The 25,789-nt window shown below is 71.7% G+C and carries 14 protein-coding genes and 1 tRNA gene; 3 read left to right on the top strand and 12 right to left on the bottom strand.

Annotation, left to right across the window (positions count from 1 at the left end; genetic code table 11):
- Nucleotides 1-30: 30 nt before the first annotated feature.
- Entirely contained in the window at nucleotides 31-1,068 is a 1,038-nt protein-coding gene (locus ACYQ2W_RS08145) for a diguanylate cyclase (protein WP_459865116.1), read from the bottom strand.
- A gap of 220 nt (nucleotides 1,069-1,288) precedes the next feature.
- Nucleotides 1,289-2,128 (bottom strand): flagellin N-terminal helical domain-containing protein, encoded by an 840-nt coding sequence (locus ACYQ2W_RS08140; protein WP_459865114.1) that lies wholly within the window; start codon nucleotides 2,126-2,128, stop codon nucleotides 1,289-1,291.
- Nucleotides 2,129-2,301: 173 nt separating this feature from the next.
- Between ACYQ2W_RS08140 and ACYQ2W_RS08135 the strand changes: the two genes are divergently transcribed.
- From ACYQ2W_RS08135 to ACYQ2W_RS08125, 3 genes are all read left to right on the top strand, one after another.
- Complete coding sequence (locus ACYQ2W_RS08135; protein WP_459865111.1) at nucleotides 2,302-3,426, top strand: cyclic nucleotide-binding domain-containing protein; 1,125 nt, start codon at nucleotides 2,302-2,304, stop codon at nucleotides 3,424-3,426.
- Nucleotides 3,427-3,628: 202 nt separating this feature from the next.
- Complete coding sequence (locus tag ACYQ2W_RS08130; protein ID WP_459865109.1) at nucleotides 3,629-4,414, top strand: motility protein A; 786 nt, start codon at nucleotides 3,629-3,631, stop codon at nucleotides 4,412-4,414.
- A complete protein-coding gene (locus tag ACYQ2W_RS08125; protein WP_459865106.1) occupies nucleotides 4,411-5,181 on the top strand; it encodes a flagellar motor protein MotB in 771 nt (256 codons plus the stop codon). The genes ACYQ2W_RS08130 and ACYQ2W_RS08125 overlap by 4 nt, the downstream gene beginning before the upstream one ends.
- Nucleotides 5,182-5,410: 229 nt before the next feature.
- Here ACYQ2W_RS08125 and ACYQ2W_RS08120 read toward each other — a convergent pair whose 3' ends face one another.
- The 10 genes from ACYQ2W_RS08120 to ACYQ2W_RS08075 form a co-directional block, all read right to left on the bottom strand.
- The gene (locus ACYQ2W_RS08120) at nucleotides 5,411-5,689 is read right to left on the bottom strand and encodes a hypothetical protein (RefSeq protein WP_459865104.1); all 279 of its coding nucleotides are present in this window, start codon (nucleotides 5,687-5,689) and stop codon (nucleotides 5,411-5,413) included.
- 93 nt (nucleotides 5,690-5,782) lie between these two features.
- Nucleotides 5,783-5,859 (bottom strand) — tRNA-Val (locus ACYQ2W_RS08115).
- A gap of 213 nt (nucleotides 5,860-6,072) precedes the next feature.
- Nucleotides 6,073-7,293, bottom strand: a complete 1,221-nt coding sequence (locus ACYQ2W_RS08110) for an MFS transporter (protein WP_459865102.1) — start codon at nucleotides 7,291-7,293, stop codon at nucleotides 6,073-6,075.
- A gap of 296 nt (nucleotides 7,294-7,589) precedes the next feature.
- Entirely contained in the window at nucleotides 7,590-7,862 is a 273-nt protein-coding gene (locus tag ACYQ2W_RS08105; RefSeq protein WP_459865100.1) for a hypothetical protein, read from the bottom strand.
- Nucleotides 7,863-7,875: 13 nt separating this feature from the next.
- On the bottom strand, nucleotides 7,876-8,115 hold the full coding sequence (locus ACYQ2W_RS08100) for a hypothetical protein (protein WP_459865098.1): 240 nt from the start codon (nucleotides 8,113-8,115) through the stop codon (nucleotides 7,876-7,878).
- On the bottom strand, nucleotides 8,112-9,314 hold the full coding sequence (locus ACYQ2W_RS08095; protein WP_459865096.1) for an ArsA family ATPase: 1,203 nt from the start codon (nucleotides 9,312-9,314) through the stop codon (nucleotides 8,112-8,114). The genes ACYQ2W_RS08100 and ACYQ2W_RS08095 overlap by 4 nt, the downstream gene beginning before the upstream one ends.
- 161 nt (nucleotides 9,315-9,475) lie before the next feature.
- Nucleotides 9,476-17,797, bottom strand: a complete 8,322-nt coding sequence (locus ACYQ2W_RS08090) for an SDR family NAD(P)-dependent oxidoreductase (protein ID WP_459865094.1) — start codon at nucleotides 17,795-17,797, stop codon at nucleotides 9,476-9,478.
- Complete coding sequence (locus tag ACYQ2W_RS08085; protein WP_459865092.1) at nucleotides 17,794-18,597, bottom strand: thioesterase II family protein; 804 nt, start codon at nucleotides 18,595-18,597, stop codon at nucleotides 17,794-17,796. Before ACYQ2W_RS08085 ends, ACYQ2W_RS08090 begins: the two co-directional genes overlap by 4 nt.
- On the bottom strand, nucleotides 18,594-19,718 hold the full coding sequence (locus tag ACYQ2W_RS08080) for a patatin-like phospholipase family protein (protein WP_459865089.1): 1,125 nt from the start codon (nucleotides 19,716-19,718) through the stop codon (nucleotides 18,594-18,596). Before ACYQ2W_RS08080 ends, ACYQ2W_RS08085 begins: the two co-directional genes overlap by 4 nt.
- 170 nt (nucleotides 19,719-19,888) lie before the next feature.
- A complete protein-coding gene (locus tag ACYQ2W_RS08075; RefSeq protein ID WP_459865087.1) occupies nucleotides 19,889-25,252 on the bottom strand; it encodes a non-ribosomal peptide synthetase in 5,364 nt (1,787 codons plus the stop codon).
- Between the last annotated feature and the right edge of the window lie 537 nt (nucleotides 25,253-25,789).

Raw genomic sequence — 25,789 nt, 5'->3', positions numbered from 1 at the left:
TTGTCTGAATTCCGCGCACCCGGGCGTATCTTACGAAGCGATCTCGATCCGGTTGCGCCCCGCCCCCTTGGCGGTGTAGAGCGCCTCGTCGGCGCGCCTCAGCTGCCCTTCGAGGCACGCCGGATCGTCACCCGCGCAGGTGGCGACACCGATGCTGACGGTGAGCGGCACCCGCTCCCCCTCATGTTCGAACAGGAGCGCCTCGGCCCCGGCGCGGATCCGCTCGGCCACCACCGCGGCGCTGTCGAGGTCGGCCCCGCCCATCACCAGCAGGAACTCCTCGCCGCCATAGCGGGCGAAGATGTCGTTGCCGCGGATCAGCTGGCGCACCAGGGCGGCGAAGCCCTCCAGCACCCGGTCGCCGAACAGGTGGCCGTGGTTGTCGTTAATCCGTTTGAAGTGGTCGAGGTCCATCAGCAGCAGGCTGAGCGGGTGGCCGCTCTCGTCGGCGATGCGCCGTTCGAGCAGCAGGGCGTTATCCAGGTGACCGCGGTTGTAGGCACCGGTGAGGCTGTCGTGGATCGCCTGCTCGCGCAACAGGGCATTCTGGCTCTCGATGACCGCCTTGGCCGCGGCCAGTTCGTTGACCGTCTCCTGGAGTTCGCGGTTGAGGCGGCGCAGCTCCCGGGTCTGGCGATCCATCTCCAGGAAGACGCGCAGCTTGGCGAGGAGGATCTCCGGTTGCAGCGGCTTGAACAGGTAGTCCACGGCGCCCACCTGATAGCCGCGGAAGACGTGATTGAGCTCCTTGTTGATGGCGGTGACGAAGAGGATCGGCACGTTGCGGCAGCGTTTGATGCCGCGCATCAACTCGGCCACCTCGAAGCCGTCCATCTCCGGCATCTGCACGTCGAGGAGGATCACCGAGAAGTCGTTCTCGAAGGCGAGGCGCAACGCCTCCTGGCCGGAAGCGGCTTCGACCACCTCCAGCCCGCTGCCGAACTCGGCGAGCAGCGCACCGAGGGCGACGCGGTTCTCGGCACGGTCGTCGACCACCAGGATGCGTTGCCGCGGATCGGCCGCCGCAGTCAGTGTAGAGGGGGATCCCGCGAAAGGAGATCGATCCATGTCGTCAGTCCGTTGGCGGGTGCCGGAGTGCGCTCCGGGCGCCGTCTGTCGTAATCGTCTTTGGGTCGCTACCGGGTTCGCAACCGCAGATCAACGTCTCGCCGATCGAGCGATCGGCCTTTTCCCATCGATAGTTGTGGGCACTTCCTGAGGTGAATTCTGGCAGGGTATCGAACAGGAAACAACGCCGCGGCCGCACGGACCGGGGTGAGGGCCTGGATCAGGCCAGCAACTGAAGGGTGATTTCCGGCGAGGCATTGGCCTGGGAGAGCATCGCCATGCCGGTCTGCTTGAGGATCGTGGAGCGGGTCAGGTCCGCGGTTTCCTGGGCGAAATCGGTATCCAGCACCCGGCTGCGCGACTGGCTGAGGTTGTCGGAGACGTTGACCAGGCTGTTGACCACCGATTCGAAGCGCCCCATGGCGTTGCCGAACTCGCCGCGCATGCTGCTGATCTTCTCCAGCGCCTTGTCGATGATCGCCAGCGAGTTGCGGGCGCCGTTGGCGCTGTTGGCATCGATCGCCCCGCCCAGGGCGCTGCCGATACCCGTGGCCGAGGCGGTGACCTGGACCGTGTTGACGGAGACCACTGCGGCGCTGCCCAGGTTGGTGGCGGCGACATAGAAGTCCACCCGCGCGCTCGAGTTGACCACCTTCACCCCGTTGACCTCGACGGAGTCGACCATCCGGGTGATCTCGCTCTGCAACGCCGACACCTCGGAGGAGATGGCGCTGCGGTCGCTGGCGGAGTTGGTACCGTTGGCCGACTGCACCAGCAGTTCGCGGATCCGGTTGAGGTTGGTGTGGACCTCCTCCAGGGCGTTGTCGCCGGTCTGGGTGAGGGAGATGCCGTCGTTGGCGTTGCGCACCGCCTGGTTGAGCCCCTTGATCTGTGCGGTAAAGCGGGTGGAGACCGCCAGCCCTGCCGCGTCGTCCTTCGCCGCGTTGATGCGCAACCCCGAGGAGAGACGTGCCACCGAACGCTGGACGGAAAAATCCGCCCCCCGGATATCGCGCCGGGCGGTCATCGACAACACATTGGTGGCCAGGATCTGCGGCATCTCTCGTCGCTCTCGTTCCGGCGCGGACGTGCACCGGTGCATCCTTTATAACGGCGGTAAAAACGGAACCTTAAGGGGTAGTGGGGAAAGCCACCGTGCAGTTACCATGTAGCCAATCGATACACCGGCTCCCGCCCCGCCCCCCGGCGGAGAGCCACTGACGGACACACCCGATGGCAATGAACACCGCGACCTTCGCCAAGGGCGAAACGATCTTCAAGGAAGGCAGTTCCAGTACCCACGCCTACTTCATCAAGAAGGGCTCGGTGGAGATCTCCACCATCCGCGACGGCCAGCGGCTGGTGCTGGAGCGGGTCGGGGCCGGCCGCTGCTTCGGCGAGATGGCGCCGATCCTCGGCGAGAAGCGCCACGCCACCGCAGTGGCCCGCGATTACACCGAGGTCTACCTGCTCGACAAGGCGGTGGTCGAACGGCTGGTCGCCGACTCCAACCCACTGCTGCGCACCATCACCTATGCCCTGATCAACCGGGTCAAGTCGCTCACCGAAACGGTCGCCCCCCAGGCCGCCCCCAGCGGCGTGCTGGTCTCCTTCGCCAAGATCCTCGAACTGGCCGCCCGCGCCGCCAACGCGCCGCGTAAGAGCAAGGCCACCGACACCATCTCGATGTCGCTGCTGGAGATGGTCGATACCCTGAGCATCACCACCTCGCTGCCGATCTTCCGCGTGCGCTCGATCCTGCGCCGGATGAACGACCTCAACCTGATCATCGTCGAAGGCAGCGACGAACACAGCCGGGTGCGCTACGACCCCGACACCATCGTAGGCAACGCCACCAACATCATGCTCAACATGAACACTCTGATCACCGACCGGCTCCACGCCGACATCGAACTGATGGAGATCGAGGAGCTGGCGCGGCTGGTGGGGGTGGACGCGGAACGGATCTACCGCAAGCTGGCCGACGGCGAACTGCCCAAGGAGCTCTTCCTGTTCAAGAAGTCCGAGGCGCTGGAACTGCTCCACGAAAAAGGGCGCACCTTCTTCGAGCAGCGCAGGATCAAGAAGATCAGCGAGCTGGAGGGGATGGCCGACCTCGAATTCGTCGACCTGGAGACCCTCGGCACCGCGCTCACCGCGATGGAGGCCTACAACACCGCCCTGCTGCTCAAGGGCCAGCCGCCGACGATCCTCGACCGCGCCCTCGGCTCCCTCTCGCAACGCATGGGCCAGGTGATCCGCAACACCATGGAGGCGATCGAACTGGTCGACGAGGTGCGCGTCGCCCAGCTCGAACAGGAATTAATCGATCGAATCAAACAGATCAAAAATGCATAATATCGAGCCGACAATGTGAAGTTTTGGTAGCGACACTCGAAAACAACGTTATTCTTCGAGGAAAGCGGCCGTTTTCAGCGCGTAAACTAAAACTTCATATCGCCGAAGAATGGCGAACGAGGTCGATGCGGATCGGGCGATAGAGAGAGGGAACCGTCTCTTCGAGGCATCACGCGCACCCCGCCACCAACGAGAGAGCACAATGAACATCGCCACCCTCCTCGGCATGATCAGCGGCGTCGCCATCCTCGCCTGGGCGATCTTCAGCGCCACCGGCGAGGCCGGCATCTTCCTCTACCCCCAGGGCATCGCCATCGTCCTCGGCGGCGTCATCGCCGCCACCTTCATCTGCTACCCGCTGCGCCAAGTACTCGGCGTCTTCAACACCTTCGCCAAGGTGCTCGGCCGGGAGGACCTGCCGGTGGCCAGCTACATCGGCGAGATCCACTACCTCGCCCAGCAGGCGGTGGCCGGCGGCGCGATCAAGCTGGAGAAGGAGCTCCAGGGGGTGGAGAACTACTTCCTCAAGGACGGCCTGCGCATGCTGGTGGACCGCTATCCCGAGGAGAAGCTGCGTTCGATCATGGAGACCTCCATCCTCAACGCGCGCAACCGCGAGCAGGCCGAGGCCGACATCCTGCGCACCATGGCCAAGCTCTCCCCCGCCTTCGGCATGGTCGGCACCCTGATCGGCCTGATCGTCATGTTCAAGGGGATGTCCGGCGGCCTGGAGGCGGTGGGGCCCGGCATGGCCACCGCGATGATGACCACCTTCTACGGCCTGCTCCTCGCCTACCTGCTGTTCCTGCCCATCGCGGTCAAGCTGGAACGGCGGATCGAGGAGCGGGTGGTGCTGATGACGGTGATCATGGAGGGGCTGGTGCTGGTCTCCAAGAAGACCCCGCCCGACCTGGTGATGGATGAACTGAAGGCCTACCTGCCGCCGGGACGCTGGCAGGACATCACCGTGCGCAAGGCGGGCGGATGAGAGAGCGCCGCCACATCCTAGAGCGACTCCACCCGCGTCGCCAGGACGAGGGCGAGGAGTACTGGCTGCTCTCCCTATCCGACCTGATGGCGCTGCTGCTCGGCTTCTTCGTCGTGCTGTATGCCGCCTCGGCGATCAGCGAGGCGAAGTTCGAGGCGATCACCCAATCCCTGCAGAAGGTGATCGCGGGCCGGCCGAAGCCCCCGCCGCCGGCCGTCGGCCGCCCCAGCCCGATCCGCCCGCCGCTGCCGCAGACCGCCATGGCGAACCCCGCGTCCACCGGCATGGGCAACGGCCGCTCCCGCGAGGACGACTACGCGCTGATCCTCGATCTGCTGCACCGCAGCATCGACCGGCAACGGCTGCAATCGCAGGTCACCGTTCGCCCCACCGCCCGCGGCGTCGAGATGACCGCCGCCGGCTCCCTGCTCTTCCCCTCGGCCAGCGCCCAACTGAGTCCCGGGGCGAAGCCGCTGATCGATCTGGCGGTGAAGACCATGGAACGCTTCCCGCTGACGCTGATCGTCGAGGGGCATACCGACGACCTGCCGATCCACTCCGCGCGCTACCCCTCCAACTGGGAACTCTCCGCCGCCCGCGCCGCGCGGGTGGTGCGCGAACTGATCGAGCGCGGCATCGGCTCCGACCGTCTCAGCGCCTCCGGCTACGCCGACACCCGCCCGCTGATCCACCCGGAGGGTACGCCGCTGGACGAACAGCGCGCCCGCAACCGGCGCGCGGTACTGGTCTTCGCGTTACCGAAATGAAGGACAAGTAGCGGGCATAGGTTGGGGAAACCCCAATCGAAACCACCCCTGGTTACCACGCTCTGCGTGGTAACCAGGCCTCCACGCCGGCAGAGGAGTTCACCCCTGGACGCTCCGCGTCGGCCGCCGCACAACCGATACCACCGTGCCTTAAAGCAGAACGCGGAGTGTCCAAGGAAGCCGGTTACGACGCGGAGCGTCGTAACCGGACAGAAAGGCAGCGTAGCCGCTAAGGACTCCCCGGGAACATCCGCATCGGATTGACCCGCTCGATCTCCTTCACCCCCTGGCCCATCTTGCCCACGTGCCCCTCCATGCGCTCCATGGAGACGCGCATCGCCGTCATCTCCCGGCTGACCACCTGGATGTCGCCGCTCATCTGCGCCATCAACTCGGTCATGCGCGCCATTTGATCCACCATCCGGTAGAAGGTCACGCCGCCGCCCGCCAGGAAGAGGAACACGACGACGATAAGCAGCGGCTTGACCGCCCGATCAAGATTCAACACGGCACCCTCCCGATCCGATTTCGGAACGTTGAAAACGAAAAAGGCCCCTCCGAAGAGGGGCCTTTTCTGCCCCGGCAGCCGGGGACTTGGGTTTGGTAGGCGCGATTGGATTCGAACCAACGACCCCCACCATGTCAAGGTGGTGCTCTAACCAACTGAGCTACGCGCCTGTCGTTGAGGCCGCGTATTCTACAGTCGTCGCCATCGTTGTCAACACCGATGTTACCGTGAAATTGCGCGAAGATGCGGAGGCGACCGTAGAGTGTGCCGAGGTACGAGGCGCACTGCCCTCTCCGACCGGTGCGCCTCCTATCGTCGGCACACCCTACCCGAGTCTCATCGTCCGGGGTGGCTATCGGGACAATCGACTCCTTCCGCATCCATTACGGCGTCGTTCCCTCGGCGGCCGCCGGCGGCAGGGGATCGGGGCCGGCCAGCGCCACGGCGATCACGGCCAGCGCCGCCACCAACGCGGTGACCGCGAACAGGCCGGCGTGGTTGTGGGTCTCGAAGGAGGGGGCCAGCGAGGCCACCACCGCGGCGATGGCGCCGATGAGGAAGTTGATGGTGGCGCTGGCGGCACCGACGTTGCGCTCGACCCGCAGCATCGCCGCGCCGCGCCCGACGCCCAGCGCAATACCCAGGCCGAGGGAGAAGAGGAAGGCGCCGGCCAGCACCGCCGCGGCGCTGTCGGGCATCGCCTGGCTCAGCACCCAGCCGAGGGCCGAGCCCGCGGTGGCCAGGCCGACACCGAGCAGCGCGGTGAAGCGCATCCCCCACGCCAGCCCGGCAACCAGCCGGCCGCCGGAGAGGGAACCGATGACGAAGCCGGAGAAGGCGAGCAGGAACCACCAGCCGAACTGCTGGTAGCTCCAGCCGAACTCGTCCATGAAGACGAACGGCGAGCCGGCGAAGAACGCCGCCATGGCGCCGGTCATCAGCCCCAGCGACAGGGCGAAGGCCATGAACGGACGGTTGCGCAGGGTGGTGGCGTAGGCGTGGGCCACCGCCGCGGGGTTGAGCGGCGCCCGCTTGGCCTCGTCGAGGGTCTCGCGCAGGCCGACGGCGATGAACGCGAACAGCGGCAGCCCGAGCACGACGAGGCCGACGAACATCACCCGCCAGCTCATGCCGGAGAGGATGTAACTGGCGATCAGCGGTGTCGCCGCCACGGTGACGGCCATCACCGCCGAGAGGATCGACATCACGCCGATCACCTGGCGGAAGTCATGGGTATCGCGCAACAGCGCCTGTGCCAGGGTCGGCAGGCTGCCCGCCCCCATGGCCTGGATCAGCAGTCCGAGCGCCAGGACGTCCAGGGTCGGCGCGGCGGCGCATACGCCGGTGCCGACGAGGAACAGCACCAGTGCCAGGAGCACCGCGGGTTTGCGCCCAAAGCGGTCGGAGAGCGGCCCCATCACCAGTTGGACGAGGGCGTAACCGGCGAGGAACACGCCGATCAGGCGCTGCACCTGCGCGGTGCTCACCCCGAACTCGGCGGGCAGTTGCGGAAAGGCCGGCGCCAACACGTAGTTGGCCAGTTGCGACACCAGCATCAGGATGCTGGCGAAGGCGACGAGACGGGTGGAGGGCGCTGTGCTCATAGGAAGTGATTCGCTAACTACTCGCCCCAACCAAGAGAACCAACCGCAGATTAACGCAGATGTACGCAGATTTTTCTCGTCTGAATTTCCGCCGATCTGCTGTTAATGACCATGCGACAGTTTGGCCACCCCGAATGATGAAAGTTGGGTAGGGTGTGCCGACGATAGGAGGCGCACCGGTCGGAGAGCGGTGCGCCTCGTACCTCGGCACACCCTACGTCTACTCGCCCTTCCGATTGAACCGCAGATCAGGCCGAGGATTCATCTGCGTTAATCTGCGTTAATCTGCGGTTCAATCAGTCGACGGTGACCGTCTCCCGCCCGACCGGAGGCTCCTCGGCCGCCTTCTCCTCCATCTCCCGCTCGACCTTCTTGAGCTCTTCGTCGATCACCGCCAGCAGCCCCTGCAGCACCTCGGCCTCGGCGCGCAGCATGTGGCGGCGCATGATCAGCGAGCCCTCCTGCTGGGCGATCAGCAGGCTCTGCAGCCCGCCCATGCCGTTGCCCTTGAGCATCCCGAGCAGCAGGTTGACCAGCTCCATCCCCGTCCCGCCAGGTAGGTTCTGCACGATCCGTCCCCCCTCAGCGCTGCGGCTCGTCGGCGGAGGCGTCCGCCGCCGGGGCTTGGCTCGCCACCGCCCGGTCGGCGCGCTCGATCTCGTGCGCCAACACCTCGCGCACCCCGTCGACCATCTCCATCTGCGCCTTGAGGAGGTGGGAGTGGAATATCGCGGCCATGCGCTGGCCGTGGCTGAGGGCGTCCCGGGCCATGCCTTGGGCGGCGCGGATCTGCTCCTGAGCAGTCTCGTTGAACGACGTCATGCCCTACCCTCCTTCTGGAATGTGACGAACAGGCGATTGTTGTCGATTCTCGCGCCGGCGGTGGGCAGCGGCACCACCGCCCGCGGCAGAACAATCATACGTTTAAAGGAACCGATGCGCACCGTGAAATCCTCGCCGTTGCGCGAGATGTCGACCATCTCCTTTGAGGCGAAGGGCAGGTTCACGGTCAGCCGATAGGCCGCCTCGTCGAGCTTCTCGAAGGCGTAGGGCCGGTTCTTCACGAACACCTCCTTCGGGTCCCTGTCGGGGTGCAGCAGATCGGCCAGTTGCTCCAGCGACGCCCGCCCCACCACCTCGTGGGCCATGAACGGCAGGCGGTCGATCGGCACCGGGTCGAACCACGCCGACATGTCCTCGATGGCCTTCTGCTGGAGGGTCGCCCACTCGCCGAAGTAGTCGTTGTCCAGCGGCAGCATGCGGTTCACCACCAACTGGTCGATGGCCATGCCGTAGAGGCAGAAGTACATGAAGGCGCGCTTGGTCTCGCGGATCACCATGCGGTCGGGGGTGGTCACCAGGCGCACGGTGGTGATCTCCGGGTCGTGGATCAGCGCGTCGACCCCGTTGAGGCGCTCGAAGAGCTTCTGCAGGGCGCCGAAGTAGCTGTCGTCCGGGAGCATGAAGGCGTCGGCGGAGGTGAGCTTGTTGAGGATCGGGCGCACCAGCTTGGCGAAGCGGCGGTCCATCTTGATCCGCTTGCGCACATACCAGTCGATGGAGCCGGTGATGCTGACGAAGCGCAGGCTGTCGCTGGTCGGCGGGCTGTCCACCACGATCACATCGTACTGCCCGGCGGCGAAGTACTCGTTGATGTAGAGCAGCGCGACGACGTCCTCCATCCCCGGCATGATCGCCGCCTCCTCGGCCACCACGTCGTCGATGCCGTTGCCGGCGAGCAGCATCGCCATGTAGCGGTAGACGTCGCCCCAGTGGCGCTCCAGCTCCTCCTGGACGTCGATCTCCTGGATGTCCAGGTTCTCGGCGACGTTGATCGGCTGTCCCTTGGCCGAGGAGAAGAGCGCCTCGCCCACGTCGAAGGAGTCCGACAGGCTGTGGGCCAGGTCGAACGACAGCACCACGGTGCGGTGGCCGCGGCGCGCCAGCGACAGCCCGGTGGCGGCGGCGACGGTGGTCTTGCCGACCCCGCCCTTGCCCGACATGATGATGATGCGTGGCATGTAGCCTCCTAGCGTTAAACAAGAAAAGTCGTAACGACACGCCTTTCTGAATGAACCGCAGATTAACGCAGATTTCCGCAGATTGAACCGAGCCTTCATCTGCGCAAATCTGCGTTAATCTGCGGTTGATTCTCTTTAATAGGGCTAGTAGTTACGCAAAGTCATTGCGACGAGCCGGCCTCCGCCAGGCCGCGCACGGTGACGCCGCCGATCAGGCGGGTCATCGCCACCGTCCGACCCAACTCCTTCTGCAGGCGGTCGCGCAGGTCGACGGCCATCAGCGAATCGAGGCCCAGCAGGATCAGCGGGGTGTCGAGGGGAACCGTCTCCGCGGCGCCGCCGAGGACCGCGGCGACCATCGTCCGCAGCGCCTCCAGTTCACCGTCCCCCGTCGGCGCGGCGGCAGTGCTCTCAACCGGCGCCCGCCGCGCCGCGGCGGGCGCGGCGTCTCCCACCACCTCGGCGAACCGCCCCTGGCCGTCGAGGCCCGGCTGGGCCGCCAGCAGCGGCCAACGCACCGCGGCCAGGGCCGCCTGGGGCCGCCCCTCGGCGAGCAGCCGCTCGACGCCGTCGAGCACCTCCCCGACGCCGACGCCGTCGATCCCGCGCGCGGCCAGCAGCGCCCCCAGCGCCTCGTCCGCCGCCGCCCCCACCCCGGTCACCCGGCCCAGGTCCAGCGCCAGCCCCGGCAGGCCGAGCCCGTGGCGGTGGCGCATCAGGGCGTCGAGGCCGGCGCTCGCCGCGGCGTGGGCGGTCTGCCCCGCGTTGCCCGCGATGCCGGCCAGCGAGCCGAAGACGACGAAGAAGCACAGGGGATCGTCGCGGGTCAGCCGGTGCAGCTGCCACGCTGCGTCCAGCTTCGGCGCCAGCACCGCGGCGAAATCCGCCCACGGCAGCCGGCGGTGGTGACCGTCGCGCAGGATGCCGGCGGCGTGGACGATCCCGCCCAGCGGCCCGCCGGTGCGGGCCGTCGCCAGCGCCGTCTGCACACCGTCGGCAGAGGAGAGGTCGGCGAGGACCACCGAGACCTCGGCGTCGTCCCGGCGCAGCCCCTCCAGCGCCGCGGCCTGCCCGGCGTCGGGCTCGCGGCGCGCCGCCAGGATCAACCGCCGTGCCCCCCGCTCCACCAGCCGCGCGGCCATGGCGAGCCCGAGCCCGCCGAGCCCCCCGGTGATCAGCACCCCCGCCCCCGCGGGGAGCGCGAGACGATGCGGCGCGGTCGGCGGTGGCCGTACCACCGGCTTGCCGACGTTGAAGCCGCGCCGCATCAGGGCGAAGCCCTCGGCCACCCGCGCCGCCTCGAAGCGCGGGCCGAGCGGCGCCTGCAACGCCCCCTTGGCGAGGGCCGCGGCCAGCTCGCGCAGCAGCGGCGTGACCCGCTTGGGCTCGCGCGCCGCGAGGCCGTAGAGATCGAAGGGCTGGAAGACGACGTCCGGGCGGCGCCCGGCCATGCGCTCGGCGCTCCACGCCCCGCGCTTGCCGATCTCGACGAAGCGCCCCCCCACGGCCAGGGCGGTGAGATTGGCCTCCATCGCCTCGTCGCTGGTGAGGGCGTTGAGAATGACATCCACGCCGCGCCCCCCGGTGAGTTCCAGCAGACGGCGGCCGAAACCGGTGTCGCGCGAACTCAAGGGGTGGTCCACCCCGCGCGCGCGCAGCACCGCCGCCTTGCCCGGATGGGCGGTGGCGAACACCTCGCAGCCCCGCGCGCGGGCCAGTTGCAGCGCCATCGTCCCCACCGCCCCCGCCGCGGAGTGGATCAGCACCCGCTCGCCGGGGCGCACCTTGGCCAGGGCGTCGAGGGTGAGGCGCGCGGTGAGCCAGGCGCTGGGCGCCACCGCCGCCGCCTCGGCGGCGAGCCCGGCCGGACGCGCCACCACCAGCCGGGCGTCGGTGACCACGTACTGCGCCAGGGCGCCGTCGGCCAGACCGAGCACCGCGTCGCCGGGGGCCAGCCGGGTGACACCGGGACCGACCCGGCTCACCACCCCGGCCACGTCGTAGCCGTAGGCGGTGCGCTCCAGGGGGGTCAGCCCCGCCGCCTGGAGCACGTCCGGGAAGGCGATCCCCGCCGCCTCCACGGCGATCTCCACCTCCCCCTCGCCGGGCGCGCGGCGCGGCGCCGGGCGGAAGGCCGGCACCCGCGCTTCGTCCACCGCCAGGGCCAGTTGCCCGTCCGGCGGGGCCGCGGGCAGCGGCGCGATGCGGCACACATAGCGCCCCGCGCCGCGCAGCGCCACCTCGCGCTCCGGCGGATCTTCGTCGCTCCCCTCCGCGCCGAGGACCTCGTCGGCCAGCGTGCGGGCGGCCTCCAGTTCGGTAACGGCGGGATCCAGGTCGATGCGCCGGAACGCCAGTTCAGGAGACTCCAGGTCGAGGGCCCGCGCCATCCCCCACAGGGCGCCCCCCACCGGCCCCGGCAGCGGCTCGTCGGGGTCCACCGCCACTGCGCCGCGGGTGGCGGTCACCACCTCGGGGCACGCCTCGCCGGCCGTTCGCACCAGCTCCAGCAGGCTACGGCAGGCGGGGCCGATCGCCTCGGGCAGCGCCCCCTGCTCGGCCGCCGGCAGATGAACGATCCGCCGCGGGGCACGCCCCTCCCGAGCCAACGCCTCCCACACCGCAACGGCCTCCGCGGCGTGGGCGAGTCGCACACGGGCGCCCATTCCCTCAAGGCGTCGCGCCAGATGGCCGCCCAAACCATCGGCCATGCCCACCACCAACACCTCCCCGGCGGCAGCCACTGCCTCCTCGGGCGCTCGGGCGAGGATCACGCTCGCCGGCGTCGGCGCGGCCGGATCGGCCTCCAACACGGCCACCTCGGTGAAGCCCGCCGCAGGCAGCACCCGGCGCCAGCGGGGGACGTCGAGCAGCGGGTGGTCGGGATCGGGGCGCAGCTCGCCGTCGGTGTGCTGCGCCCACTGGTCGGTCATACCGAAGTGGAGATCGACCCAGGCGCGCCGCTCGGTCAGCTCCACCGCCAGCAGCAGGCCGCCCGGGGCGAGCACGGCGCGCACCCGCTCCAGGGTGGCGCGCACGTCGGCGGTGGCGTGCAGCACGTTGACCGCGATGACGAGGTCCTGGCTGCCCTCGGCGATCCCCTGCTCGGCGGCGGGACGCTCCACGTCGAGCACCTGGCGGCGGCTGCGCGACAGGCGCCCGAGCCGATCGCCCGCCTGCTGCACGAAGCGCGGCCCGACGTCGGTGAAGGTGTAGACCACCTCCGCCAGCTCCAGCACCGGCAACAGCGCGGCGGTGGTGCCGCCGGTGCCGCCGCCGATCTCCAGGATGCGCAGCGCGCGTCCCGGCGGGGCGGCCGCGACCAGCCGCTCGACCACCGCCGCGGCGGTGGCGTTGGTCTCACTCATGCTCACCGAGGGGCCGTAGAGGGCGGCGAGCAGGCTCAGGTCGCCGCCGGGGAAGAGCACCTCGAGCCCGCCGCGCCGCCCGCTCAGCACCTCGGCCAGCCCCTCGGCGGAACGGCGCACGATGTCGATCTCGGTACCGGCCTCGGGGAAGCGCGCGGCAAGCGCCGCCAACTGCCCCGCGGCCGGCGGCGGCGGCTCCGGCGCGACGATGCGCACCGCCGCCCCCTCCCCCGCTTCCGCCAAGCCCGCCTCCACCAGGGTGCTCAGGCAGCGGGCAAAAAGCGCGTAGTGGCCGGCGGCGATGCCCGCGGGCCGGGTCACCAGCCGCCCCGCCTCCAAGGGCCCGCTCACCGCCTCCAGCGCCTCCCAGGCGACCGCGGCGGCAGCCGCCTCCAGCCCGCGGTTGAGTTCCACCGCATCCGGCTCGGCCGGGCGCCGCACGACGGCCGCCGCCACCGCCTCGGGGCGCGGCAGGAAAGCCGCGGGCGGCGGCATCCGCGCCCGCCCGCGGCGGCGCCAGGCGAGTTCGGTGAGGTGCGCCCCCGACTCACCGGCGAGGCGGCGGAGGGTCAGGCCGGTGAGCGTACCGAGCGCCTCGCCCGCCTCGTCGTACAGCCACAGATCGGCCGCCACCGCCTGCGCCGCGCGCGGGCGGCGACGGGCCACACACCACAGGGTGGCCGGCAGCTCCGCCGCCAGCCGCACGGCGTCGAGCGCGAACGGCAGCCAGCTCCCCGGCTCCTCGATCAGCGGCAGCAGGGCCTGTAGGCAGCCGTCGAGCAGCAGGGCGCGACGGGCGCCGCCGTCGTGCAGCCGCACCAGGGCTAGATCGTCGCCCGCCCAGTGGGCGGTCACGGTGCGGAAGGCGGGGCCGAAGTCGATGCCGCGCGCCGCGGCGAGAGTCCGCACCGCCGCGCCGTCGCGCTCCACGGTGCAGGCCGCCCTTGCTTCATCGAGGGAAGGACCGGCGGGAGGCGGCACGCCATCGGCGGCGAGGGTCGCGGTGGCGAGCAGTTGCCACTCCTCTTCATCGCCATCGCGACCGTGGAGCCGGAGGGTGCCGTCCGCCCCGCCCAACAACTGGAGATGCAGCGCCCCCTGCGCCGGGACCACCGCCGGACGGGCGATCGAGAGGTGGTCGAGGCCGCCTGCCCCTGCGGCGTCCAGCAGGGCATCGATCAGTCCGGTGGCGGGGAGCAGGATGCGCCCCTCCACCTGATGGTCCGCCACCCAGCCGGGGCGCTCGGCGCGCACCGTCCCCTCGGCCAGCAGGGTGCCGTCGGCGAGTCGCCGGGCCGGCGCCAGCAGCCCCTCCCCGCCGCTGGGCAGCGCCGCCGTCCCCGGCGGGGGCACCTCGGTCCACAGACGGGTGCGCTGGAAGGGGTAGGTGGGCATCGACAACCGGCGCGGGCGGTGGGCACCGAACAGCGCCGCGGCGTCCAGCCTCACCCCGGCGGTGAACAGCGCCGCCAGGGTCTGCGCGGTCACCTCCGCCCCCTCCGGGCCGGGCACCAGGGTCGGCAGCCACGGCTGCGAGAGCTGCGGACGCGCCAGCGCCATCAGCACCGGGCGCGGGCCGCACTCGATGAACAGGGTCTCGTCTTGCTGCTGCGCCAGCGCCTCCAGGGCGGCGCGGAAGCGCACCGGCTCCACCACCTGGCGCACCCAGTAGTCGGGGTCGGCCGGCGCCTCGCGCTCCAGCGCGCCGGTGACGCTGGAGGCGTAGGGGAGCTGCGCGGGGTGCAGCGCGGCGCGCCCCACGGCTTCTCCGAAGGGGGCGGTCATCGGCGCCATCCGCGGGGAGTGGAAGGGGTGCGAGATGTCGAGGCGGGTCGCCTTGACGCTGCGCCCCTTGAGGCGCGCCACCAGGGCGTCGAGGGGCCCCGCGGGACCGGCGAGGGTCGCCGCGGCGGGACCGTTGTCCGCGGCGACCACCACCTCCCCGCCCGCCAGCTCCTCAGCCAATTCGTCGATACCGAGGGCCACCGCCGCCATGCCGCCGTCGGCGGGGATCTCCGCGGCGAGGCGCGCGCGTACCGCCACCAGCTCCGCCGCCGTCTCCAGCGTCATCACCCCGGCCACGCAGGCGGCGGCGTACTCGCCGAAACTGTGGCCGATCACCGCGTCGGGCACCACCCCCCAGGCGCGCCACAGGGCGGCCAGGGCGTACTCGATGAGGAACACCGCCGGCTGGATATAGCGGGTGTCGCCGAGCCGTTCGGCGTGGGCGGGATCAAAGAGCAGCGCCAGCGGATCGAGGTCCATGTGCGGGCGCAGCGCCTCGGCCGCGGCCTCCAGGGCGCGGGCGAAGGCGGGCTGACTTTGATAGAGCTCACGCCCCATCCCGGGGTACTGGCACCCCTGGCCGGGGAAGGCGAAGACGATGCGCGGCGCGCCCTCGCCGGGCACTGCCGCCGGTGCCGCGAGCCAGCGTTCCAAGGCCGCGGCCAGGGCGGGAGTGTCGCCACCGGTCACCGCCAGGCGCGCCGCCAGACGGGCGCGGCCCACCGCGGCGGTGTGGCACACCTCGGCGGCGGCGAGCTGCGGCTCGGCGCGCAGCCGATCCCGCCAGCGCCGCGCCAGCTCGGCCAGGGCGCGGTCGTCCGCCGCCGAGAGCATCAGCAGCCGCCCGGCGGCGGTGCTCACCACGCCGTCGCGTCCCCGCTCTTCGGGGGGTTCGGAGAGGAGCACGAAGGCGTTGGTGCCGCCCACCCCGAAGCTGCTCACCCCCGCCACCCGCGGCCGCTCGCCGCGCGGCCATGCCGCCCCCGCCACGGGAACGTTGAGCGCGGAGCGCTGCCAGTCGAGGGAGGGGTTGAGGGTATCGAGGTGCAGGTGCGGGGTGTAGCGCTGGTGGTGCAGTTCCAGGATCACCCGCATCACCCCCGCCACCCCCGCGGCCGCCTCGGCGTGGCCGATCACGCTCTTCACCGAGGAGAGCATCAGCGGCCGCTCGCGGGCGCTGAACACCGCGTCGAGGGCGTGCAGCTCCACCGCGTCGCCGAGCACCGTGCCGGTGCCGTGGGCCTCCACCGCGTCCACCGCCTCCGGGGCCAGCCCGGCGGCGGCCAGCGCGTCGCGCATCACCGCCTCCTGGGCCGGCTGGCGGGGGGCGGTGAGGCCCGAAGAGGCGCCGTCCTGGTTCACCGCCGAGCCGCGCACCACCGCCACCACCCGGTCGCCGTCGGCGAGGGCGTGGTCGAGGCGCTTGAGCAGCAGCAGCCCGCACCCCTCGGCGCGCACGTAGCCGTCGGCGGCGGCGTCGAAGCTGCGGCAGCGCCCGCTGTGAGAGAGCATCCGGCCGTTGCTGAAGCCGACGCTGTACTCGGGCGAGAGCAGACAGTTGACGCCGCCCGCCAGGGCCATCGCCACCTCCCCCGCGCGCAGCGCCTGGCACGCCTGGTGGAGCGCCACCAGCGACGAGGAGCAGGCGGTATCCACCGCCACCGCCGGCCCGGCCAGCCCGAGCGTGTAGGCGACCCGCCCGGCGGCCACCGACGGCATGCTGCCGAGCACCGAGTAGAGGTCCCCCTGCTCCAGCGGGCGGCGCTGGAGGCGCAACATCTGGTCGTGGGAGGAGATGCCGACCCACACCCCGGTGCGGCTGCCGGCCACCCGGTCGGGGGCGATGGCCGCCCCCTCGAAGGCCTCCCGGGCGCACTCCAGCAGCAGCCGCTGCTGCGGGTCCATGCTGCGCGCCTCGGTGGGGGCGATGTGGAAGAGCGGGGCGTCAAAGGATTCGAGATCGTCGAGCAGGCCGGCGAAGGGGGGCACCCCCGCGGGCAGGCGCGCGCCGTCCCAGCGCTCGACGGGCAGCGGGGTGATCGCGTCGCGACCGACGGCGAGCAGCTCCCAGAAGGCGTCGGGATCGGCGACCCCGCCGGGGAAGCGGCAGGCCATGCCGATGATGGCGATGGGGGCGGCGGCCGAGGCCTCGGGGGCGGCGCGACGGGGCGCCTCGGACGCGGCCACCGGACGACCGTCGCCCGCCGGGGCGAGGACCAGCTCCGCCAGGGCGGCCACCGAGGGGTGGCTGAAGAGCACCGTGTTGGGCACCGGACGACCGAGCTGTTCGGCGAGGCGGCGCGCCAGGGTCACCGCGTCCAGCGAGTCGAGGCCGAGATCGCGCAGCCCGCGCCCCTCCTCCCCCTCCGCCAGCGGGCGCCCCAGCACCTCGGCCACCAGCTCGCGCACCAGACTGCGCGCCCGAGCCGGGCGTGACGCCGCCGGCAGGGCGGCAAGCAGTTCACCCCAACTCTCGCGGCTTGGCGCAACCTCCTCGTGGCCGCCGCGCCGCGCCCCGTCGACCCGCACATGCAGCACATGGGCGGTGTAGGGCACCCCGCCGTCGCGCTCCAGCTCGGCGAGGGCCGCGCGCAGGTCGCGGTCGAAGGCGGCGCGCCGCTCCCCCTCCAGCAGGGCGAACTGCCCCTCCATGCGGATCAGCCAGGCGAGCTGCGCCTCCAGCGGGGCGACCACCTCGGGGAAGCTCTCCTCGACGGTCAGCGCCGGACCGAAGCGGGCGAACAGCGCCTCCACCGCGGCCCGGTCGAAGGACTGCATCACCCGCGCCGAGCCGAGCCGCTCCTCCCAGTCGAGGTGGCGCCCGAGCACCTCGCTGGTCACCTCCGAGAAACGACCGCCGGTATGGCGCCCGACAAAGAAGAGTTCGATGTCGCCGTCGGGCCTGAGCACCCGCGCCATCTCCGCCACCGCCGCCGCGGGGTCCACGCTCCAGTGGAAGGCCCACATGCTGAACAGGGCGTCCACCGACGCCGTCTCCAGCGGCAGCGCCTCGAAGGCGCCGGCACGCAGCTCGATGCGCGGATCGCCGGCACAGGCGCGCTCGGCCACCGCGCGCATGCCGTCGGCGGGCTCGACCCCGATCAGGCGCGCATCCGGCGCCAGGCGGGCGGCCAGGGCGCGGCTGCTGGCGCCCGTACCGCAGCCGATGTCGGCCACCACCTTCCACGCGGGCGACGGTTCCAGGGCGGCGATCCGCTCCTCGGCGAGGAGGCCCCACACGGAGCGGAGGTTCCCCTCCTCTTCATAGCGCTCGGCGATACGCGAATAGCCGTCGATGGCGCGCCGCCCGTCGTCGCCGGATCGGGTCATGGACCGGCAACCTCGCGCAACACGGCGGCGATGGCCGCAAGCAGGGCCGGCCGGTGGTCACGCAGATAGAAGTGGTCGCCCGGCAGGATGTGTACCCCGCGCAGGTCGTCGCACAGCTCGCCCCAGCGCTCCATCGCCGCCGGGGTGGCGTTGCCGTCCTCCCGCCCGCCGAACACCGTGACCGGCACACGGAGCGGCGACGGTCCGCTGTCGGGCCCGCGCGGATAGGTCTCGCAGAGCCGGAAGTCGGCGCGCATCGGCGGAACGATCAGCTCCAGCAGCTCCGGGTGGCGGCTCACCTCCTCGGGCAGCCCGCCCATCGCCTGCACCGCCGCGAGGAAGGCCTCCTGCGGCTTCTCCGCGATCGGCTCCCGCCCCAGGTCGAGCTGCGGCGGGCGGTGCGCGGAGAGGAACAGGTGACGCGGCGGCGGCACCGCCTCGGGCAGGGCGGTGACCAGCGCGTAGGCCATCAACGCCCCCATGGAGTGGCCGAACAGCGCATAGGGGCGGCGGGCGAGTTGGCGCAGGGTCGGCAGGAAGGCCTCGACGAAGGCCTCCATGCGCTTGAAGGGGGGCTCCGCCAAGCGCGCCTCGCGGCCGGGGAGGCGGGCGGCGGCGATGCCCACGTCGGCGGGCAGCTCCGCCGCCCACGAGGCGTACATGGCGGAGCTGCAACCGGCGCACGGCAGGCACACCAGGGTGCAGCGCGCCGCCTCGGGGGCGGCGCCGAAACGGTAGAGCCAGGGATCCTCGCCGCCTCGCACTGCCGTGGCGCGCGGCGCCCGATGGTGGAGACTCACCCCCACCCCCCGGCGTCGAGCCAGCGCAGGGTCGGCTCCAGATCGACCGCCCGACCCGCCGCCAGCGCGATCTCGCGCACCTTGTCGATGAGCGGCGCATAGCCGGCGGCGCCGAAATCGTGGGAGGGGTGGACCGCCTCGGAGAGCCGCGGCTGGAGACGGTGGTAACCGCGGCTGCCGAGGATCAACTGACAGTAGAGATCCGCCGACTGCTCCGCCCCGGCATGGGCGACCTGGACCAGGCGCGCGGGGTCCTGCGCATCGGCCAGCCACTGCTGCCAACCCCAATGGGCGTCCAGCACCTCCAGGTAGGCGGGGAAGGTGCCGCAGCCGACGGAGAGCAGGCGCAGCCCGGCGAGCTGCTCTCCGGAGAGCGGCCCCTGGTAGCCGGGATCACTGCTCTCGGCCAGCGCCGCGAAGCGCTGCCCCAGGGCGGGGGCGTGTCCCATCGGCTGTTCCTGCTCTCCGCCGCGCAGGGCGCAGAGGATTTCACTGAGGGCGGCCATGCTCGGGTTGCCGGCGTAGAGGCCGCCGTCCACGTAACCGCCCGCGATCGGCAGGGTCATCGGCAGCGCGCCGGTGGCCAGCCCCGCATCGACCGCGCGCAGGATCTCGCCGTGGATCTTGCCGACGCCGACGTTGCTGAGGATCACCGGCGACCAACTACCGCCCTCCCGCCCGGTCAGGTCGAAGGTCATCACGCTCACCCCGCGGGCCAGCTCGCCCAGGGTGCGCGAACCGAGGCGCTCCTCCAGCGCCTCGCGCAGGCGGTCGTTGTCGTAGATGCACTGGTCGCCGCGGAAGGCGCGCAGGGAGCGCAGGGGCGAGGTGTGCCACAGCTCGACCCGCCCGTCCCACAGCGCGAGACAGGCATCCAGGGCCTCCGCCGGCGCCTCCCCGGCGGCCAGCAACAGGGCGTTGATCCCCCCCGCCGAGGTACCGGCGAAGAGCTCCACCGCGTTGAGGAAGCCGGGGGCCGCCTCCTCCAGGCGACCCAGGACGGTCAGCGTCGCCAGCGAGCGCAGGCCGCCGCCATCCATGGCCAGGACCCGCTGCGGGATGCCGGGCGAGGCGGCGCGGGGCTCCTCCGCGGGCGGAGGCGAGGGTTTGCGTTTGGACATCGGGAGGCTCCTGGTAGCCCGTCTATTGTTGGAGAATTTGGGATGCAAGCGGTTGCGACATCCCCCTCACGTAGGAGCGGCCCCTAGGCCGCGATGGCGCCACGTCCGTTCCCACCACCTGCCAAATCGAAGCGCCTCACTCCGTCATGATCGCGGCCTAGGGGCCGCTCCTACAGGGAATCGCGGGCACCACCCGCCGCAACCGTCCGACCCGACTCCGCCAGCTCGTCCGCAACGATCGCCGCAATCCGCGCGGCACCGCGCGGATCGAGCATCATCGACATGTGACTGCCGGAGACGTAACGAACCCTCGCCCGCCCGCCGCTGCGCGCGTTGACGTCATCGACGATCGGGTCCCCCGCCTGCGGTACCGCGGCCCGCAACAGGGTCAGCGGACCACCGTAGGAGCGCGGCACGTAGGCGGTCGCCGCCGCGAGATTGCGCCGGAACAGCACCAGACCGCGCGCGCCCTGGCGCAGGGTATCGCGCCACGCCGTCGCGCGCAGCATCGCCTTCGCCGAACCGGGCAGCACGATGCCGGCGGCCTGCGCCAGGCGGCGCAGATCCTGATAGCCGCGCAGCGGCCCCACCTGGGCGATGAGCAGCGGAAAGCCCACCACCAGCTCGAACGCCCGCCGCGCCACCCGCCGCAGCGCCGCGAGGCCGCGCGCCGGCGGCGTCGGCGGCATGCAGGTGGCGCTGTCGAGCAGCCCGACGAAGGCGACCGCCTCCCCCTCGCCCGCCAGCCGCGTCGCCACCTCCACCGCCAGCAGCCCGCCGTAGGACCAGCCGGCGACGCGGTAGGGGCCGCGCGGCTGGACCGAGCGCATGGCGGCGACGAACCGCTCGCCGAGCGCCTCGACGCTCGCCAGCGGCACCTCGCCGGCGCGCAGGCCGGGGCACTGCAACCCCCACACCGGCCCCGCCCATGCCAGCGCGGTGGCGAAATCGAGATAGCACAGCGGGCTGCCCGCCACCGGCGGCAGCAGGAACAGCGGCGCGCCCGCGCCGCCGCCGCCGAGGTGGAGCAGCCACGGCGAGGCGGGGTCGCTTCCGCCCGTCGGCGCCGCCCCCGTCCCGACCCCCGCCTCCACCAGCCGCGCCGCCACCGCCGCCGGGGTCGGGGCGGCGATCAGCGCGGCGATGGAGAGCGAGGTGCCGAAGTGTCGGGAGATGCGCTCGGCCAGGGTGACCGCCAGCAGCGAGTGGCCGCCGAGGCGGAAGAAGTCCTCCTCCGCCGCCACCTCCGGCAGCCCCAGGACCTCGGCGAAGAGCGCCGCCACCGCCCCCTGCAACCCCTCGCCCGCGGCGCGCGCCGGGGCGGCGCGGCGCGCCGCCTCCGCGGCCAGGCGCCGCCGGTCCACCTTGCCGTGGGCGTTGAGCGGCAGGGCGTCGCGCACCTCGATCAGCGGCGGCACCATGTGCGCCGGCAAATGCTCGCGGAGGTGGTGGCGGCACGCCTTGGCCAGATCGACGGCGCGGCGCGGGGCGACCGGTTCGTTGACCAGCGCGCCGGGCTCCCCCGTCCTCCCGAGAGCGGAGAGCGGCAGCGTCGGCGGCGCGCCCTGCCCGCGGTGGAAGAGGACATCCAGGCGACCGTCGCCGGGGTCGCGCGCCCAGCTCACCTCGGCCCGGTAGCCCAGCTCGCCGGCGAGGGCGTAGAGCGCCTCGGGGGTGACCCCCTCCGCCCCGCCCTCCCACTCCTCGCCGAAGAGCGCGGCATCCGCCGCCAGCTCGGGGGCCAACAGGGCGTTGGCGAGCCCGCTCCAGGCCACCGTCTCCGGCGCCGCGGCGCGCAGGTGCGCGGCCAACTCCGCGATCCCCAGGCCGCGCCCGTCGAGCGGGGTCACCGGCGGGGGAAGCGGCGCGCTCTCAAGGATGGCGGTGTAGCGGTAGCGGTTGAGTTCGTTGGCCACGGCGCCGCCCTGCAAGCGGAAGCGGCAGCCACCGAGGCGCGGGTGGTCGGCGGCCAGGGCGAGGAAGAACCCCGGATCCACCAGCAGCTCCTGCTCCCGCGCCATGCGCGCCCGCACCCGCTCGCGCAGCAGCGCCGGCTCCCCCTCGCCGCCGGCGCGGACCAGGGCGCTCTCCAGGACCCGATGCAGGGCAAGGTTACGCACATCACCGAGCACCAGCGCCCCGCCGGGACGCAGTGCACGCAACGCCCGCTCGATCACCGCGCGCAGGTAGTCCGGATCCGGGAAGTACTGGATCACCGAGTGGAGCAGCACCACGTCGAACCCGCCCTCCTCCACCCCCGGCGGATCGAGGGCGCTGCCCACCGCGCACTCCACGTGATCGAAACGCGGCGCACAGGCGGCCACCTGGCGGCGCACGTAGTCCACCGCCCGCGCGGAGAGGTCGATGCCGCGGTAGCGGGCGCAGTGGGGCGCGATGGCGAACAGCAGCATGCCGGTGCCGCAGCCGATCTCCAGCACCGCCGCGGGGCGCCGCGCGACGATCTCCTCGCTCACGTCGCGGCACCAGGCGCGCATCTCCGCCTCGCTGAAGGGGTCGCCGCCGTCGCTGCGAATCCACCCCTGGTGGTTGAAAAGAGCGTCCCCCTCGCCCTCCTCGTTCTCCCGCTCCAAGAGTGCCTCGAAGAGGTCGTGCCACTCCCTGACCAGCGCCGCTGCGGCGCCCGTCTCGACCTCCGCCGCCGGCACCACGAAGGCGGCCAGGCGCCGCTGCTCAGGCGTGTCCCCGGCCACCACCACCGCGGCCTCGCGCACCTCGGGCAGGGCCCATAGACGCCCCTCGATCTCCCCCAGCTCCACCCGCATGCCGCGCAGCTTCACCTGCTGATCGACCCGCCCGAGGAACTCGATCACCCCCTCCTCGTCGTAGCGCGCAAGGTCGCCGCTGGCGTAGAGACGGGCGCCGGGTTCGGCGGCGAAGGGGTGGGGACGGAAGCGGGCGGCGCTCTCCTCGGGGCGCCCGAGGTAACCGCGCGCCAGCCCCACCCCGCCGAGATGGAGCTCCCCCGGCATGCCGGGAGGCACCGGACGGCCGCGGGCGTCGAGCAGCCACGCCTCGACGTTGCCGATGGGACGGCCGATGGGGATGCGCAGCGCGTCGGGCGGGGCGCGGTGGCCACCGACGTGGACGGTGGAGCAGACGCTGTTCTCGGTGGGGCCGTAACCGTTGACGAAGTGACGCCCGCGCCCCCAGGCGCGCGCCAACGCCGGCGGGCACGCCTCGCCCACCGTCACCAGCGTGGCCAGCGCCGGCAGCTCCGTCTCCGGCAGTACGCCAAGAATCGATGGGGGCAAGACAGCCACCGTGATCGCTTTATCGCGCAGCAGCGCCGCCAGCGGCTCGCCCGGCGCCATCGCCGCGCGCGGCTCCACACAGAGGGTGGCGCCGCAGCCGAGGGCGGCGACGATGTCGCCGACGGAGGCGTCGAAGGTGAGCGGGGCGAACAGCAGCACCCGGCTCCGCGGCCCGATGCGGTAGGCCGAGGCCAGCTCCCGCGCCAGGTTGGCGAGGCCGCGGTGGGTCACCTCCACCCCCTTGGGGCGCCCGCTGGAGCCGGAGGTATAGAGCAGATAGGCGAGGGTCTCGGCGGCCGGCGGCGCCGGCTCGGCCGACGAATCCGCGGGGGCGGCAAGCAGCTCCGCGAGGGTGGCCATGGGTACCCCCTTTGGTGCCCCGTCCGGCACCTCGGCACCGGTGACGAGCAGCCGCACGCCGCCATCCTCCACCAATTCGGCGATCCGCCCCAGCGGATCGCCGAGCGAGAGGGGCAGATAGGCCACCCCCGCCCGCCAGCAGCCGAGGATGGCAACGATCGCCTCAGGTGAGGCCTCCATCCACAACCCCACCACCGCCCCGCGGGCGAGGCCACGCGCAGCCAGGGCGCGCGCCACTTGAGCGGAACGGGACGCCAACTCGCCATAGGTGACCCGCTCCGCCCCCCGCTCCAGCGCCACCGCCCGCGGCCGGGCGGCGACCGCGGCGGCGATCAGCGCGGTGACCGGCTCGGCGGGCGGCGGCGGGGCATCGACCGCGAGGAGCCGCCGCTGCTCCTCCGGGGAAATCAAAGGCGTCCCCAGGGCCGGCCCGTCTGGGGCCACGGCCATCGCCTCGATGATCCGTTCCAGATGCCCCGCCATGTGCCGCACGGTGGCCTCCTCGAAACGACCCGCGTCGTAGTAGAGGATCCCGGCGAGCCCGGCGGCGTCCTCCCACATATGCAGCTCCAGGTCGTTGCGCGCGGTGTGCACCGCCAGCGGCAGCGGGCGCACCGTCACCCCCGGCAGGCTCCACGCCTCGGCCGGCGCGTTCTGCACCACCAGCACCGCCTGCACCAGCGGCGTGCGCAGCGCCTCCCGCTCCGGCTGCAACTCGCTCACCATCACGTCGAAGGGCAGCTCCTGCCGCTCGAAGGCCTCCAGGGCGACCCCGCGCAGGCGCCGCAGCAGGGTGCGGAAGGAGGGGTCGCCGGAGAGATCGGCGCGCAGCGGCACGGTGTTGACGAACAGCCCGATCAGCCCCTCCAGCTCCTGGCGCGTGCGGTTGGCGATGGCCGCCCCGACCAGCAGCTCCTCGCTGCCGGTGTAGCGCCCGAGGAGCGCGGCGTAGGCGGTGGCGAGGAGCATGAAGAGCGTCGCCCGCTCCCCCCGGGCGAGGGCGTGCAACGCCTCCTGAACGCCGCCCGCAAGCCGGAACGCCGCGGCACCCCCGACCGCCGCGGCCCCCTCACCGGGGGCGCGGTCGGCGACCAGCGGGAGCCGGGTGGGCGCCCCCTCCAGACGCCGCCGCCAGTGCTCCACCAGCGCCTCCAGGCGCGGCCCGCTGAGGGTGGCGCGCTGCCACACCGCGAAGTCCCGGTACTGGATCGCCGGCGGCGCCAGCGCCTCCCCACCGTAGAGCGCCTGCAGCTCGCGCACCAGGATGCCGATGGACCAGCCATCGGAAACGATGTGATGCAGGGTGAGCATCAGCACCCAGGTATCGGCGGCGGTGCGCGCCAGCAGGGCGCGCAGCATCGGATCGGCGGCGAGATCGAAGGGCGCCCGCGCCTCCGCCTCGGCCAGCGCGGTAAGACGCTCCGCCCGCGCCTCCGGCGACAGCTCACGCAGGTCGTGGAGCGCCATCGCCAGCGGCAACGCCGGGCGCACCTCCTGCATCGGCTCCCCCTCGCCGCCATCGGCGTAGACGCTGCGCAACACCTCATGGCGCGCCACCAGGGCATCGAGCGCCCCGCGTAGCGCCGCCTCGTCCAGCGCACCGCGCAGCTCCAGCACCGTGGGGGCGTTGTAGAAGGGGTTGGCGGGGGCGAGGCGCCACAGATACCAGAGGCGGCGCTGGGCGAACGAGAGCGGGTAGCGCGCCGCCGGCGGCGCCGGCGGGATGACGCCCTCCCCGGCCGCCAGAAAGGCGAGGATCTCCCCCTTGCGCGCCTTGATCTCCTCGCGCACGGCGTCGTCCATGGCGCCCGGCGGGGCGTCGAAGCGCAGATTGGCGCCGTTGGCCGTGAGGCGGATGTCGCGGCGCGCTAGGTCGGCCAGGAGATCTTCCAGCGGTCTCACGGCCCTCCAGCCTCCCCAGCCCGGCACGGCATGGAGGCCGCGGGCGGGCGGGCTTTCTGGCACGGGGCCGTGGCCTGCACCGTGGAGCGCTCGCGGAAGGTGGCGGTGGGCGGATTCAAAAAAGGCGGAAATTCAGTTGGATAGGGGATTCAGGAGCGTTCGCTGAAGGATCGCGCCTTGCAGGGAGACAGTCAAGGCGTGACGGCCGCGAGAATATTCCTGGAGCGGTAAAATTTCACTGGAATGGCGTGATTTGGACTGTTAAGGACGCGGAAAAAATAGATTATCCCAAAATCGCGCCGGATCGCGGATTGTCTTCAAGGCGCGGCAAGGGGCGCATAGCCCGGCTATGTAACCCTTGCCGCAACGCCGAAGACGCGGTGTTTTTCAAGATAGTTGTCGCGTTTTCTCGATCACGCCGCATCGGCGCGTTCGTCGTTGGCTCGCTCCGGATTCAGGGCGACCGAGTCGATGGGCGCCCAGTTCCGCGTCTGCCCTGACCAGCGCGCTGGATTCCTTTCCTTCGCCTGAGCGTAC

The organism is Endothiovibrio diazotrophicus (assembly GCF_054657215.1).
The sequence above is the reverse complement of the archived record's forward strand: the minus strand, read 5'-3'. Positions and strand labels throughout refer to the sequence as shown.

Excerpts from the sequence above, each read along its gene's own strand:
- ACYQ2W_RS08125 (WP_459865106.1), top strand. The coding sequence starts at position 4,411 with ATGAGAGAGCGCCGCCACATCCTAGAGCGACTCCACCCGCGTCGCCAG.
- ACYQ2W_RS08140 (WP_459865114.1), bottom strand. The coding sequence starts at position 2,128 with ATGCCGCAGATCCTGGCCACCAATGTGTTGTCGATGACCGCCCGGCGC.
- ACYQ2W_RS08080 (WP_459865089.1), bottom strand. The coding sequence starts at position 19,718 with ATGTCCAAACGCAAACCCTCGCCTCCGCCCGCGGAGGAGCCCCGCGCC.
- ACYQ2W_RS08095 (WP_459865096.1), bottom strand. The coding sequence starts at position 9,314 with ATGCCACGCATCATCATCATGTCGGGCAAGGGCGGGGTCGGCAAGACC.
- ACYQ2W_RS08100 (WP_459865098.1), bottom strand. The coding sequence starts at position 8,115 with ATGACGTCGTTCAACGAGACTGCTCAGGAGCAGATCCGCGCCGCCCAA.
- ACYQ2W_RS08135 (WP_459865111.1), top strand. The coding sequence starts at position 2,302 with ATGGCAATGAACACCGCGACCTTCGCCAAGGGCGAAACGATCTTCAAG.
- ACYQ2W_RS08145 (WP_459865116.1), bottom strand. The coding sequence starts at position 1,068 with ATGGATCGATCTCCTTTCGCGGGATCCCCCTCTACACTGACTGCGGCG.
- ACYQ2W_RS08110 (WP_459865102.1), bottom strand. The coding sequence starts at position 7,293 with ATGAGCACAGCGCCCTCCACCCGTCTCGTCGCCTTCGCCAGCATCCTG.
- ACYQ2W_RS08090 (WP_459865094.1), bottom strand. The coding sequence starts at position 17,797 with ATGACCCGATCCGGCGACGACGGGCGGCGCGCCATCGACGGCTATTCG.
- ACYQ2W_RS08130 (WP_459865109.1), top strand. The coding sequence starts at position 3,629 with ATGAACATCGCCACCCTCCTCGGCATGATCAGCGGCGTCGCCATCCTC.